Annotated in this window: 13 protein-coding genes; 1 reads left to right on the forward strand and 12 read right to left on the reverse strand. The window is 59.6% G+C overall.

Annotation, left to right across the window (positions count from 1 at the left end; genetic code table 11):
- Window positions 1-5: 5 nt before the first annotated feature.
- From hypE to KP814_RS02680, 12 genes are all read right to left on the reverse strand, one after another.
- Entirely contained in the window at window positions 6-1,034 is a 1,029-nt protein-coding gene (hypE, locus tag KP814_RS02625) for a hydrogenase expression/formation protein HypE (RefSeq protein WP_216735290.1), read from the reverse strand.
- A complete protein-coding gene (gene hypD / locus KP814_RS02630; protein ID WP_216735291.1) occupies window positions 1,034-2,146 on the reverse strand; it encodes a hydrogenase formation protein HypD in 1,113 nt (370 codons plus the stop codon). Before hypD ends, hypE begins: the two co-directional genes overlap by 1 nt.
- Window positions 2,143-2,409, reverse strand: coding sequence for a HypC/HybG/HupF family hydrogenase formation chaperone (locus KP814_RS02635; RefSeq protein ID WP_216735292.1), 267 nt, complete (start codon window positions 2,407-2,409; stop codon window positions 2,143-2,145). The genes hypD and KP814_RS02635 overlap by 4 nt, the downstream gene beginning before the upstream one ends.
- Window positions 2,400-4,757 carry a carbamoyltransferase HypF gene (hypF, locus tag KP814_RS02640; RefSeq protein WP_216735293.1) on the reverse strand — a complete coding sequence of 786 codons (2,358 nt, stop codon included), beginning with the start codon at window positions 4,755-4,757 and terminating at the stop codon, window positions 2,400-2,402. Before hypF ends, KP814_RS02635 begins: the two co-directional genes overlap by 10 nt.
- The gene (hypB, locus tag KP814_RS02645) at window positions 4,724-5,473 is read right to left on the reverse strand and encodes a hydrogenase nickel incorporation protein HypB (RefSeq protein ID WP_216735294.1); all 750 of its coding nucleotides are present in this window, start codon (window positions 5,471-5,473) and stop codon (window positions 4,724-4,726) included. The genes hypF and hypB overlap by 34 nt, the downstream gene beginning before the upstream one ends.
- Before the next feature lie 128 nt (window positions 5,474-5,601).
- The gene (locus KP814_RS02650) at window positions 5,602-6,321 is read right to left on the reverse strand and encodes an EAL domain-containing protein (protein WP_371824027.1); all 720 of its coding nucleotides are present in this window, start codon (window positions 6,319-6,321) and stop codon (window positions 5,602-5,604) included.
- A 119-nt stretch (window positions 6,322-6,440) separates the two neighbouring features.
- On the reverse strand, window positions 6,441-7,313 hold the full coding sequence (locus KP814_RS02655) for a hypothetical protein (RefSeq protein ID WP_216735296.1): 873 nt from the start codon (window positions 7,311-7,313) through the stop codon (window positions 6,441-6,443).
- 2 nt (window positions 7,314-7,315) lie between these two features.
- Window positions 7,316-7,930, reverse strand: coding sequence for a hypothetical protein (locus KP814_RS02660; RefSeq protein WP_216735297.1), 615 nt, complete (start codon window positions 7,928-7,930; stop codon window positions 7,316-7,318).
- Between the two features lie 11 nt (window positions 7,931-7,941).
- A complete protein-coding gene (locus KP814_RS02665) occupies window positions 7,942-9,105 on the reverse strand; it encodes a glycosyltransferase family 4 protein (protein ID WP_216735298.1) in 1,164 nt (387 codons plus the stop codon).
- A 10-nt stretch (window positions 9,106-9,115) separates the two neighbouring features.
- Window positions 9,116-9,505, reverse strand: a complete 390-nt coding sequence (locus KP814_RS02670; RefSeq protein ID WP_216735299.1) for a hypothetical protein — start codon at window positions 9,503-9,505, stop codon at window positions 9,116-9,118.
- Window positions 9,506-9,509: 4 nt separating this feature from the next.
- Complete coding sequence (locus KP814_RS02675) at window positions 9,510-10,361, reverse strand: hypothetical protein (protein WP_216735300.1); 852 nt, start codon at window positions 10,359-10,361, stop codon at window positions 9,510-9,512.
- The gene (locus KP814_RS02680; RefSeq protein ID WP_371824023.1) at window positions 10,362-11,540 is read right to left on the reverse strand and encodes a glycosyltransferase; all 1,179 of its coding nucleotides are present in this window, start codon (window positions 11,538-11,540) and stop codon (window positions 10,362-10,364) included.
- A gap of 278 nt (window positions 11,541-11,818) precedes the next feature.
- Between KP814_RS02680 and KP814_RS02685 the strand changes: the two genes are divergently transcribed.
- Window positions 11,819-13,444 carry a methyl-accepting chemotaxis protein gene (locus KP814_RS02685; RefSeq protein WP_216735301.1) on the forward strand — a complete coding sequence of 542 codons (1,626 nt, stop codon included), beginning with the start codon at window positions 11,819-11,821 and terminating at the stop codon, window positions 13,442-13,444.
- Window positions 13,445-13,480: the final 36 nt, after the last annotated feature.

Below are 13,480 nucleotides of genomic sequence, written 5' to 3' on the forward strand. Positions count from 1 at the left end.
GGGCGCTAACAAATGCGTGGCAGCGGGTCGCCGCTGCGCCAGTCCACCACTCTTTCTCCGCCGAACCCGGTGCGCAGACGCACCAGGCGGCGCTCGTCCTCGATAACTTCACCGATGATGGCGGCGTCGCGGCCTTTCGGGTGCGACCGCATCGCCTGAAGCAGGGCGTCCGCCCGTTCCGGCGCACAGAACGCGACTAATTTGCCTTCGTTGGCGACGTATAGAGGGTCCAGTCCCAGGAATTCGCAGGCGGCGCGCACTTCCTGCCGAACGGGAATGGCTTTCTCATGTAAACGCATGCCGACATTCGCCTGCTGCGATATTTCATTTAGGGTCGCCGCCAGACCGCCGCGGGTGGGATCGCGCATGCAATGCAAATCCGGGGCAACGGCGACCATCGTCGCCACCAGATCATGCAGGCTTTGACTGTCGGAGCGCAGATTGGCTTCAAAGGTCAGATTTTCCCGCTGTGACAGAATCGCTACGCCATGATCGCCAAGGAAACCGTTAACCAGAATTTTGTCCCCCGCCGCCACCCGCGCCGCGCTGCAATGAACCTGATCCGGCAGGCGTCCGACGCCGGTAGTGGTGATGAAAACGCCATCGCCTTTACCCCGCTCCACCACTTTGGTGTCGCCGGTCACGATGGCGACGCCCGCCTCCCGGGCTGCGGCGGCCATAGATAAAACGATGCGGCGCAAATCACGCAGAGGGAAACCTTCTTCCAGGATGAAGGCGGCGGACAGATACAACGGCGTCGCGCCGGACATGCAAACGTCGTTCACCGTACCGTGCACCGCCAGGGCGCCGATATCGCCGCCGGGGAAGAACAAAGGGGAGATCACGTGGCTGTCGGTGGTCATGACCATGCGTCCCGGAGCGACCTGAAAACAGGCCTGATCATCGCCAGCGCGCAGCAGAGGATTATCGAAGGCCTGCAGGAACAGATCGTCAATCAGACGGCGCATGGCGCGTCCGCCGCCGCCGTGAATCATTTCCACGCAGTCGTGGGCGAAGTCGGTATCCAGGCTCATCAGCGGGCATGTCCGTAGCTGTAATGGGCGGCGCAAGCGCCTTCGGAAGACACCATGCAGGCGCCGATGGGATTGTCGGGGGTGCATACGGTGGCGAACAGTTTGCAGTCCGTCGGCGATTTGGCGCCGCGCAGCACCGCCGGACATTCGCAGGCTTTGTTTTCCCTGGCGTCGCTGGGGCTCAGCTCGAATCGCGCTTCAGCGTCGAAATCCGCGAATTCCGGCATGATCCGCAAGGCGCTGTGCGGCATCCAGCCCAGGCCGCGCCATTCGAAACGGTCGCGCAAGGTCATGGTTTGCGCCACCATGGATTGGGCTTTGGCGTTGCCGCAAGCGGTGACCGCTCTCGAATATTGGTTTTCCACGTCATAGCGGTTTTCGTTGCATTGGCGCACCAGCAACAGGATCGCGTGGAGGACGTCGAGCGGCTCAAAACCGGCGATGACAATCGGCGTGCGGTAGCGTCTGGCCAGGGATTCATAAGCTGCGCCGCCGGTGATCACGCTGACGTGGCCGGGGCCGACCAGCCCCTCAATGATGCGCTCGCCAGCCTGCTGCGCCGGCTCCAGGATGCCGGTGATCGCCGGGGGCGTCAGGACATGGTTGCAGAAGACGGAAAAATTCTTCAGCGCCAGTTGGCGCGCTTTCAGCAGCACGGCGGCGGTGGGCGGCGTAGTAGTTTCAAAACCGATAGCGAAAAACACCACCTGGCGTTGCGGATTTTCCTGGGCGATGCGCAATGCGTCCGCCGGGGAGTACAGCATACGCACGTCGGCGCCTTGGGCTTTCGCTTTTAACAGGCTGGTGCGATGGGCGCCGGGAACCCGCAGCATATCTCCGTAACTGCACAGAATAACCTGATGACGCACGGCCAGCTCGATGGCGGCGTCAATGCGCGCCATGGGTAGCACGCAAACCGGACAGCCGGGTCCGTGAATCATGTTCACATTGGCGGGCAGCAGATCCGGTATGCCATAACGGAACAACGTGTGAGTGTGGCCGCCGCAAAACTCCATGAAGCGATAGCGCCGTCCCGGATAGGCTTCTGCGTGAATGCGGCGCGCCACTTCGGCGGCGTAATCGCCGTTACGGAACTCGTCGATGTATTTCATTGGTGGTCGCCCTCGTCGGACTCCAGACTCGCGCCCAGCTCTTCTTGCAGCGCCTGCATCTCGTCAAAAAGCGCGAGGGTGCGTAATGCTTCGTCCTCGTCGATTTTACTGAGCGCGTAACCCACGTGAAGAATGACATAATCGCCGACACGTACGTCTTCCACCAGCGCCAGGGAAATGCGTTTTTTCAGGCCGCCGATGTCCACGAGGGCTTCGTCGTTGTCCAGCAGGCTTTCCACCTGCACCGGTATAGCTAGACACATGGGGAGGAGTCCGTTTCTGTCTGAACAATAGAGTGGGTTTGGGGCGCATGGGCGTTGAGGTAAGCATACCAGACCTGCCCCAGGCTGATCCCGCTGTCGTTGGGCGGCAGTTGGCGGGGGACGTGAACCTGCATGCCTCGCGAGCGCAATTCGGCCATGAGCGATTCACGCAGGACGCGATTAAGAAAACAGCCGCCCCCCAGCACAATGATATCTATACCCGTCATGGCGCGTGCGTTGTCCACCCAGGCCAGCAGTCCGCGCACCAGTACGTCGTGGAACAGACGCGCGCCGGCGTGCGGGGTGCAGTCAATCAGAGCCTCCAGTAGAGGATAAAGATCCAGAGCGCCTTGAGAGGTAATCTCATACAAGGGCGGCGTCTCTGGCGTTGGCGGTGTTTGTCGGCATAAGGCTTCCAGTGCGATCGCCGAATGGGCTTCGTAGTCCGTGTGATGGCGTACGCCGAGGATCGCCGCCGCGGCGTCGAAGTACCGTCCGGCGCTGCTGGTGAGGGGGCAGTTGACGTTCTTCGCCAGCATCTGACGCAGGACCGTATAACCCGGATACGCGCCGAACAGGCGCTCTGCGTCCTGCTCACGGCCCTGTGACAGCAAGACGGCGACGCCGAGACGCCAGGGCTCGCGTACGGCGCTGTCGCCGCCAGGAAGCGGCAGCGGGCGCAGGCAGCCGAGTCGCTGATAACCTGCGCCTTCCACCAGCAATAATTCGCCGCCCCAGAGTCCGCCATCGTCGCCCAGACCCAGTCCGTCCAGCGCCAGTCCCAGCACGGGGCCCCGCAATCCCGCCTCCGCCATCGTCGCCAGACAATGGGCGTGGTGATGCTGCACCTGCAACAGCGGAACGCCCAGTTGTTGGCTCATACGGCGGGCGGCCTGGGTGCTGTAGAAATCGGGATGCAGATCGCAGGCGATCACATCAGGTTGAATGGCCAGGGTCTCCAGTAAGCGTTTCGCGGCGAGATCCAGATCGCGGCAGGCGGCGGCGCGATCCAGGTCGCCGATATAAGGCGAAACATAAGTGCGATCGCCCTGGCTGAAGCAAAGTGTGTTTTTAAGAAATCCGCCAAACGCCAGCACTGAAGGCCCTTTCTGGGCCAGTTCAATGATGTGGGGCGCCAGTCCGCGACCCCGTCTGACATAAACGACGGGTTGTGAGTTCTGCAGGACGGAATCGTCGCTGCGCGCAAGGATATCTCTGTTGTGCAGCAGGAAACCGTCAGCGACCCCCTGCAAATCCCCCAGGCATTGTGCGTTGTCGGTGATCAGCGGCTCGCCGCTGATATTGGCGCTGGTGACCACCAGGGTCAGAGGGTGCGCCTGTTCCAGCCAGCCTGCGTCCGCAGGACGGTTCAGGGCTTCATGAAACAGCAGATAGTGCGCTGGCGCATAAGGGGTCATGATCCCCACCTCTGCGCATTGCGGCGCGAGACCAGGTAAACGGCTGTCACAATCTGGGCCTTTGGGCGTTAACGCGATAGGCGCAGCGGGGCTCTGCAGCAGGTGTTCCGTGTGGTCATCCATGTCCGCCAGTCCCGCCAACGAAGCGCGATTCAAAACCATCACTGCGAACGGCTTATGGGGCCGCTGCTTGCGCTGCCGTAAGGTCGCCACCGCTTGAGCGGAACTTGCGTCGCACACCAGGTGGATTCCGCCTACGCCTTTGACGGCGATAATTTGTCCCTGACGTAGCGCCCGCCAGGCTTCGGCCACAGGATCGACGTTATGCTGTAGCTCCCCGCTAGCGTCATGCCACTGCAAGGTCGGGCCGCAGGCGGCGCAACTGTTGGTTTGCGCGTGATAGCGACGATGCGTCGGATCGCCATACTCCTGCAGGCAATCCGGGCATTGCTGGAAAGCGCGCATGCTGGTGCGGACGCGATCGAATGGCGCATGGCGCATCAGGCTGTAACGAGGCCCGCATTCCGCGCAGGTCATGAAGGCATACCGGTAGCGACGGTTCTGGGGATCAAATAATTCAGCAAGGCATTGAGCGCACAAGCGCTGGTCAGTAGGGAGCGCGCCATGCATGCCGCCGGGTTGGGAAGCGGCGATGGCGAAGCCGTGCTGATGAGGAAGGATTGGCGCTGGCTGAGCATGCAAGGCGCGCACCTGCGCCTGCATGGGTTGGTGCGCTAACAGTTGTGTTTTGTAGGCCTGTATTTGGCTGGGCGATCCCTGGATATCGATGAGCAGATCGCCGCCCTGATTCCACACTTTGCCGACGACGCCCAGCGTGGTGGCGAGACGATGGGCGTGAGGGCGAAATCCAACGCCCTGCACCACGCCGCTGAGGGTCAGGATTTCCCGGGCAGACGCTGTTGCAGCCATTGTCGCCACTGCTCCATTCCGGCGCCGGTTTTAGCGGACAGAAGAATGATCTCGATTTCGGGATTGACCCGCCGCGCAAACGCCTGCGCCTTTTCCACATCGAAGTCGACGTAGGGCGCTAGATCGATTTTGTTGATCAGCATGAGCTGGGAGGCGTGGAAAATATCCGGGTACTTGAGCGGTTTGTCTTCTCCCTCGGTGACGGACAAAATCGCCACCTTGGCGGCCTCTCCCAAGTCGAAACCGGCGGGACAGACCAGGTTGCCGACGTTCTCAATAAACAGCAGGTCAAGATCCGGCAATGGCAGTCGCTCCAGGGCGTGGCCCACCATGTGAGCGTCCAGATGACAGCCTTTGCCTGTGTTGATTTGTACGGCTTCAACGCCGGTGGCGCGGATGCGTTCGGCGTCGAACTCCGTCTGCTGATCGCCTTCGATGACGGCGATATGAAGCCTGTCCTCAAGCTCGGCGATGGTGCGGGTCAGCAGGGTCGTTTTGCCGGCGCCGGGGCTAGACACCAGATTGAGCGCCAGGACCTGATGGGCGCCCAGGCTGTCGCGATTGGCCATGGCGAACTGGTTGTTCTTGTTCATGACGTCCTGCTCGATCAGCACCATGCGTGTCTGACTCACCCCGGGCGCGTGACTGTGAGCCGGCGCCAGAGGACGGCCGTTGAGGCTGGTGTGTTCATCGCCGCATCCGCAAACGCCGCACATGTTGGTCTCCCTCTCGCTAGCCCTTTACTGGGCGGTTGGCGTCACATTGTACCCGCTATTGAAGAAATTGGGGCGCGCATCTGGCCGCATCTTGCCTCAGATCAAGCACCGCGCCATGACGGCGGAGTTCAGAGGCCGGCGAAGATATCCGCCGGCGGATGAAACAGTGACTGAAACTGCGGTTTGGAAAAGTAATAGCCCTGCTGCAGATGAATGCCCAGATCCAGCAGCGCCTTGGCCTCATCCAACGTCTCCACGCCTTCGGCGATGACGGTGATGTCCAGCTCCCGGCACACTTCTGTAATGGCTTTGATAATGGCCTGGCGCGTCTTGTGATGATGCAGCTCACGCACCAGTTGCATATCCAGCTTGATGATGTCGGTCTCCAATTCCGCCAGCAAATTCAAGCCGGAATAGCCGGAGCCGAAATCGTCAATGGCGACCAGGAATCCCTGTTTTTTGTATTCGTCCACGATTTCGCTGACATGGGGTAAATCCTTGATTTGTTCGCCTTCGGTGAATTCAAAAATGATGTGTGAAGTGGGGATGTTGTGAACCCGGGCGCACTCCAGGGTGGTGCGAATGCAGAGTTCGGCGCGATACACTGCGTTGGGCATGAAATTGATGCTGACCCGCGTATTCAGATTCAGCTTGGCGGTCAGTTCGATGGCTTTGACCCGACAGGCCTGATCGAAGCGGTAGCGGTTTTGGTAATCGATCTGTCCCAGAATGGACGCGGCGCTTTCATTATTGAGGCCCCGCACCAGGGCTTCTTGCGCGAACACATTGCGCTCATGGAGATTGACGATAGGCTGGAACGCCATGGAAAAATCGAAGTTCAAACCCACTCCATGAGCGCACTCCGAACAGCTTAACGGTTTGAAATTATGCTGCGCCTTCATCCCCCGAAAGCCTCCCTTGGTGTTAGTCGCGACCTGTTGTCAGTTTAGTACAGTCGAAGGTTTTTTCAGGATTGATCCCAGCTTCCTGCACGCAGGGCGGCGGCGCGGGCGAGTTGGTCGTCGAAGCGGCGGGGAAAGGGCAGGAAGCGGTGTTTATGCCGGTATGGCTGCAACTGGCGCACGATGTTGAAGCCGCAGGCGCTGAAGATGCGTTGTGCTTTGGCGAACCAGGGCGTGGCGGGATACTCGCAGCGATGATCGATCTCGGCGGGCAGTTCATCTGGGCGCTGCGGCGACAGCAGCATCAGCTTTGGGGACGTTTTTTCCAAAGCGGCGCTGTCCTGGGCCAACGCTGCCAGCTCCAGAATTTCCTCGGTCGAGCCAGCATGCACAATCAGCCACAGCGGCGGCTCCGATGAGTCGATCTGTACTGAATGCGGCGCAGGGGGATCGAAAGGCGGATCATTCAGGCGCAGAGAGTCGATACTGTCGCAGCAGGCGCTTAACGCCGTCATATGATCATCGCGGAGCGGCTCCAGGCGAAAGCCCTGTCGATAACGGGGCAAGGCGCCGTGCAGCAGCGCGCTGTAGCGATCCCAATGCAGCAGTCGGGCGCAATGGATCAGCTCCGCGTCAGGAGGAAACGGGAAGTCGCACAACTCTCCCAGCAGGCCCCCAGGAAAGGCGTCAATGATGATTCGGCGGTAGGTTTTTTGCGCCAGCGCAGCGGACAGCCAACGGCGCACCTCTGCGGGATCTCTGCTGATTTCCCGAGGCGCCCGCAGCGGGTGGAATTGTGAGGATAAAGGCGGCTCCGTCTGGTTCCAGGAGGAGCTCATCGCGAGCGTGACGGGCTCATCGAAGCCGAGGGTGTGAATCAGCGCCTGGGCGCGGGTGATATGACCCAGACCGCCCCCCAGCGCGTAGAAGAAGATCATGGCTACTGCCGCATCAGGATTTCCGCCATCAGGATATAGCGATACTCCGGCAGGATGCGTTCGTCCAACAGCAGGCCGTAGGCGGACGACAGGCGGAAATCATTGATCCTGTAACGCTCGTCCTTGTCCGCGTCTTTGACTTTGATCTCTTTCCTGTCCTGACTCAGTTGCGCCTGACCGATAAAAATCTCGGTCTCCCCTGACACGCGATACACCTTGAGCTTGTCGTCTTTCGTCTTGATTTTTACCGGGCGTTTTTCGTCGCCGTTGACGACGATCTTCAGCTTTTCGATGTCCCCTTTGACTTTGATCTCGCCATTGAGGCCGTCCGCCCGCAGCTTGAAGTCGTCGCCTTTGCTTTTGACTTCCGCCACCAGCGCGCCATTTGGGCCGTAATATTTCCGTTTGTCGTCCTTCAGCCTGGAACTGAGGCGAGTCATGACGCCGTGATCCCGATAGCGGATGGAGAGGTCGTCATAGTTCAGCGTGAATTCCACCACCAGATCGCCGCGGTCGTCTTCGACCGTGAGCGCCTGGGCGGCCGCTTGATGAGTCCAGAGGGCGGTCAGCAACACCAGCCATAGCATGCGCCAGGGTTGGAAAAGCGGATGAGACATACAGATATTCCTCAAAGACTGTGCAGGTGACTGACTTTCTGTTCCAGGGCGATGACCTCGCGGAACAGGGTTTCATAACGGCTGATTTCCGCATCCAGATTCAGGCGTTGCGCAGCCAGTTCGCGGCAGGCGTCGGCCATCTTTTCCTGATGCGCCGGCGCAGCGGCGAATGCGCGCTTGATCGCGGCGACGCAGGCGTCAGTCTGGCCAGGTTCAAACAAGAAGCCATGCTGGTTGTCCTCCAGCACATCAGCCATGCCGCCGGCGCGGGACGCCAGCATGGGAACGCCAAGGGCGGCCGCCTCCAGCATGACGTTGGGCATACCGTCGTAGTAGGACGGGATGCATACGTAATCGCAGGCGAGATAGTAGGGCAGCAACGTGTAACGGTCGGCGAAGGGAACGTGGCTGTAATCCAGCTCTGGCGCGTTATCGAGTTGCTCTTGCAGCATCGGCTCCATATCGCCCACCACCAAGAGGTGCGCCTTGTCCGCCAGACCTGACCGCAATAGCGCGTCGATGAAGTAGTCGCCGCCTTTTTTACGTTTGATGTGACCGAACATGCCCAAGGTCAAACGCGCCTCTGCGCCGATGCGCTCCTGACGCAGCGCCTGCGCCTGGTCGTAGTCGGACTGAATCGGGCTCCAGGAGGCGAGATCAATGCCGTTGGCGACCCATTCCACGGCGGCGCCCGGCCATAGATGCTGAATCTTGGCGACCTTATCACGGCTTACCGCCGCCACTCGGGCGCAGGCGCGAATCGCTTTGTCTAGCACGGCGGAGCGTTTGGGGTCGAACACGGCGGCGTCAAAGTCGTTGCCGCGAATCAGCACCGACAGCGGTTTCTGCAGCCAGGCGGCGTATACCGGACCCGCCAGCATCGGCACATAACCGCCGAAGGCGACTACGCCATCATAGCTTTCCGCGCCCAGATGAGGCAGGGCGCACCAAAGTCGGTTCAGGGTATGGCTGACGTCGGCTTCCAGTGGGCATCGGATATTGACCCCGCCCAGCTTGCGCTGCGCATCCAGGTCGCGCCATTTGCTGCTGAAATGAACCAGATCGATACGCCAGCCGCGACGGCGCAATTCAGACACGATGCGGTCACAGCTTTGCGCCATGCCGCCCTGTTGCGGGAAATGGTTCTGGGTCAGCCAGAGTAAGGTTCCGGTCATAGGCGCGCCTTTAGCTGTCGAACAGGTCGGCGGAATCATCGTCGCCGCTCAGGTCGTCCTGCATGTCCAGCATATCGGCGCCGACGAAAGCGGCGGCTTCGTCCGCGCCGAATCCGTGGTCTTCCGTCAGCATGTCGGCGTCGCCGGTTTCGGTGTAGTAGTGCTGGCGGTAGTAGTAAAACCAGCGTGTGGAATTACCGCCGTCGTCCATGTACATCTCATCATCGCCCGTATCGCTTTCGCCCTGCACGGCGCCGCATTCGGTGCACAGCATCTCGCCTTCAACGGGCATGGTGTGCAGGGCGCACACCGGGCGCTCGCAAATCGAACATTGCAGAGCTGCGAGCGCTTCACAGGGGCGCAGTACGAAAAATCCAGCTTTTACTTCACATTTTGCCATTGCATCACCCTACCGGTCTTAAGCTTTTATAAATCATGGACACGCCGATCAGTAGCTCTTTGAGAGCCATTTTCTGGCCAGGGCTGGAGCCTCCCGGCGCCTGGCGGCGACATCTGAGCACGCTTCTGCGCTCTCCTTCTTTCTTAACCTGCGGCGCCGCGGCGCCCCGGCTGACCTGAGCCTGATAACGGTCGTTCTTGTAGCTCAGGCTGACGTCCATGCGGGTCTTGATCTTGTACTTGGTTTTCATTTTGATTTTGCCGCGCGGGTTGCGCTTGCGAATATTGCGGCGACGCACCATATCCAGCACTTCCCAGTTCAATACGCTGCCGTCGGCGAGGCTGAGGCTGCCCTGAAACCAGGGATCGCTGAACATGGATTCCTCCACTTTGGGATATTTATTCCCGGCTTTGACAAAGTTAATGCGCTTTGACAGTAATTCTGGTCCCAAAAGATCCACTTTCAGCTTCAACGGCGTTTCCGCATCGGCGTCCTGGCGCAGAATCGTCAGCAAGGGCAACACGGAGTCGCGCAATCGATTAGGAATATCCTTGCCTTTTAAGGAAAAGAAGGCGATGAGACTAAAGACGAAGGCGACCGCAAAACCGGCGGCGGCGGGAGGAAACTCGGCGATGAGCGAGCCGATAAAGCCCACCACCCATAGGGCGATGGAGATACCCACCCATTTCCTGACGCTATCCCCGCTTTTGTCGCGAGCGGCTATGAAGCGTAAGCGCTTGAGCCATTCGTCGATGCTGAATTCCCCTTCGAGCTTTTTCGTACGCATGGTTTCACGAAGGTATTTTTTTAACTCTGGGGTGGGCGCTGGCGCCCTTTGTTGCTTTGTTTTAGCCATCTACTTCCCCGATATCAGTTCCACATGAATTTTTTGCAGCGCCGCATTGGCGTGAGACCACTGCAGCCCCTCCGCAATTTTGCGCTGCGCCGCCGCGCCCATTTGCGCCACGGTGTCCGGATAGTCCAACAGTACCCGCAGTGCTCGGGCCAATTCCGCTGGCCGTTCCGGCGCCACCAGATAACCGTTCTCACGGTGCTCCACCAGCTCCCGCACCACGGGGAGATCGGAAGCGATTACCGGCACCCCCGCTCCCATGGATTCCAGGATCTTCAGCGGGCAACATCCTTGATCGATATTGCGGGCGCACTCTGTGAGCGGCGCCACGCTGACGTAGGCGTTGCTGACCCAGGGCGCGAGTTCTTCTTTGTTTAGACGGTGCAGCCAGGTGATCCGCTCCGCCACGCCCAGTTTTTCCGCCAGTTTTTGATACCCTTTCGCGCGTCGGGACTTCACCGAACAACAGATCACCAGATGCAGGTCCGGGATATCCTGCAGTCGTTGCAGCGCCCGTAACAAAACATCCAGTCCCTGCCACGGCTGCACCGCCCCAAAATATAAAATATAGCGCTTTGGCGCGTCTTCGGGGCGTGCATGGCCAGGGTTAAGGTCCGTACCATTAGAAATCACGCTGACGCGTTCCGGCGCCACGCCGCGTCGCGCCAGGTTGTCGCGGATGACGCCGGAGGGGACCACAATGTGGTCCGCACGGGTCAGACACTCGTCCTCCAGCGCGCGGATTTTCCCCAGGGTGGCGGCCCCGACATTGGGGTAGGCCATGGGCAATTCCACGGAAGGCAGGCCGTTGACCTCGTAAACGGTGCGATAGCGTCCTGTGGCGTGGCGAACCAATGGGATACCGCTCCATGGATCGCGGAACTGGGCGATTTGCAGACTGTCCCGTATTCCGCCTTCCAGCACGCCCTGCAATTCGGCGCTATAGGCCAGCGCGCGATGCAGATAGTTATCCAGCAAGCGTCCGAAGCGCAGGATTTCCACAGCGCCTTCCCGTTGAAAGCGAGGGAGGCGCTCATTTCCCAGCACATAGAGCAGTCCGCCGCCTGCGGCGTCAAACAATGTCTGCGCGGCCTGTTGAATGTGCGTGGCGGCGCCTTTGGCGGAAGGATAAACATCGAAAGCAGCGTACAGTGCGGGATGAGATTGCAGAGGTAGATTCACGTTGTTGCGCTTATTCCATGAGGCGGTTGTAGAGCGTTTTTTCTGAGGTTTGTTGACATTTTGTGCGCCCGCGCATGGGAGCGTTAGCGGATACTAGCAGAAACCGGCGCCAGGTCTCCACTACACTACGGGACTATAGGCGCGCCGGACAATAACCTCCCATGGCGTTGTGCTTTTCCGCAAGAGATATTTGTTTTTCCAGCAAATTCGGCTTTAAGAAACCAAATCCCTGTCTAGACTTAGAGAAAACGCTCATATCTTTTTCCGGGGTTGTGAACATGCACTTTAGACGTTTCAAAATCGGTCATCGCACCGCCGCCGGGTTTGTGGTCGCTCTCGCCTTTATTCTCGGTCTGGGCTTGTTCTCATTGAAGCAGATGTCGGCGATCGCGCAATCTTCCGCTGAAATTGCGGAGGACTGGTTGCCGCGCCAGCGGGTATTGGGAGAGATCCAGTCGTCCCTGAATTTTTTCCGCACTCAGGAGCTGCTGCACGTAATGGCGGAGTTCAATCAGGAAATCATCGACGCCGATGAACGCATGAAAGCCGCCCAGGATAAACTGGAAGGATTGATGGCGGACTACAAGAAAATGCTGGATTCCGACCAGGAGAAAAACCTGTTTGAAACCCTGACCGCCTCCTGGAAGAGCTATCTGGAAACCCACGACGAAATGATAGGTTTATCCCGGGTAAAATTTAAGGAAGAAGCGCGCGAGATGATGACCGGGCCCAGCAATGAAAGACTGGAGCAGCTGCGCAAGGTTTATGTGGATCTGTCCGACTATGTGGCGTCCGGCGCCGACTCCGCCAAAGGCCGCGCCAGCGAACTGTACGCCGCGACCAAGGAACTGATGATAATCGCTATCGCGCTAGCGGCGGTGATCACTTTCACCTTCGCGCTGGTGCTGACCCGCAGTATCAACAAACCGCTGAAATCCGTACTGTCCGCCGCCCGGCGCATCGCCCGCAACGACCTGACCCAGACAATCGAAGTGGAAGGCCAGGATGAGATTTCCGACCTGCAGAAAGCCCTCGCGGAAATGCAGGATCGATTGCGTAAAACCCTGCAGAAAGTCACCTCGGCCGCCTCTCAGGTGGCCTCCGCGTCGGAGAATTTGAACTCGCTGACGGAGGACGCCACCAACGCCCTGAATATGCAAAACAGCGAAATTCAGATGGCCGCCACCGCCGTCACGGAAATGTCCACTGCCGTGGACGATGTGGCCAAGCACGCCAACGACGCGTCGGAGGCCTCGCAAGCGGCGGAATCCGCGTCCACCAGCGGTCGCAAGCAGGTGGGCGAAACCAAGCAGTCTCTGGAAGAGTTGACCAATTCCGTCACCAGCACGGGAGAAGAAATTCAGGCGTTGGCCACCCAGGTGGGAGAAATCAGCCGCGTGCTCGACGTGATTGGCTCCATCGCCGACCAGACCAACCTGCTGGCGCTTAACGCCGCCATTGAAGCGGCGCGGGCGGGAGAGCAGGGACGCGGCTTCTCGGTGGTGGCGGACGAAGTGCGCGCACTGGCCCATCGCACGCAGGAATCCACCCGTGAAATCACCCAGATGATCGACAATATTCAAAGCGTCACCCGCAACGCGGTGAGCTCCATGACCGCCAGCAATGAGCACACGCATAAAACCTTGTCGCTGGCGGAAGCGGCGGATGGCGCGTTGGAGGAAATTATGCGTATGGTGGGGCGCATCAATGAGATGAATCTGAGCATCGCCAGCGCGTCGGAGGAGCAGGCGCATGTGGCCCGGGAAGTGGATCGCAATCTGGTGAATATCCGCGATGTGGCGGACCACACCGCGGAAGGCGCGCAGAAAACCTCGGCGGCGAGCCATGAGCTGGCGGATCTGGCCCAGGACCTCAACGGCATCGTCGCCGGGTTTAAGCTGTAGCCAGCGTAGTTATGTCGTAGCCAACGCGCTCCGCCA

The organism is Hahella sp. HN01, assembly GCF_018986435.1.
In the GTDB taxonomy this organism is placed as follows: Bacteria; Pseudomonadota; Gammaproteobacteria; order Pseudomonadales; family Oleiphilaceae; genus Hahella.

Coding starts and splice junctions, on each gene's coding strand:
- hypE (WP_216735290.1), bottom strand. CDS start 1,034: ATGAGCCTGGATACCGACTTCGCCCACGACTGCGTGGAAATGATTCAC.
- hypD (WP_216735291.1), bottom strand. CDS start 2,146: ATGAAATACATCGACGAGTTCCGTAACGGCGATTACGCCGCCGAAGTG.
- KP814_RS02635 (WP_216735292.1), bottom strand. CDS start 2,409: ATGTGTCTAGCTATACCGGTGCAGGTGGAAAGCCTGCTGGACAACGAC.
- hypF (WP_216735293.1), bottom strand. CDS start 4,757: ATGGCTGCAACAGCGTCTGCCCGGGAAATCCTGACCCTCAGCGGCGTG.
- hypB (WP_216735294.1), bottom strand. CDS start 5,473: ATGTGCGGCGTTTGCGGATGCGGCGATGAACACACCAGCCTCAACGGC.
- KP814_RS02655 (WP_216735296.1), bottom strand. CDS start 7,313: ATGATCTTCTTCTACGCGCTGGGGGGCGGTCTGGGTCATATCACCCGC.
- KP814_RS02660 (WP_216735297.1), bottom strand. CDS start 7,930: ATGTCTCATCCGCTTTTCCAACCCTGGCGCATGCTATGGCTGGTGTTG.
- KP814_RS02665 (WP_216735298.1), bottom strand. CDS start 9,105: ATGACCGGAACCTTACTCTGGCTGACCCAGAACCATTTCCCGCAACAG.
- KP814_RS02670 (WP_216735299.1), bottom strand. CDS start 9,505: ATGGCAAAATGTGAAGTAAAAGCTGGATTTTTCGTACTGCGCCCCTGT.
- KP814_RS02675 (WP_216735300.1), bottom strand. CDS start 10,361: ATGGCTAAAACAAAGCAACAAAGGGCGCCAGCGCCCACCCCAGAGTTA.
- KP814_RS02685 (WP_216735301.1), top strand. CDS start 11,819: ATGCACTTTAGACGTTTCAAAATCGGTCATCGCACCGCCGCCGGGTTT.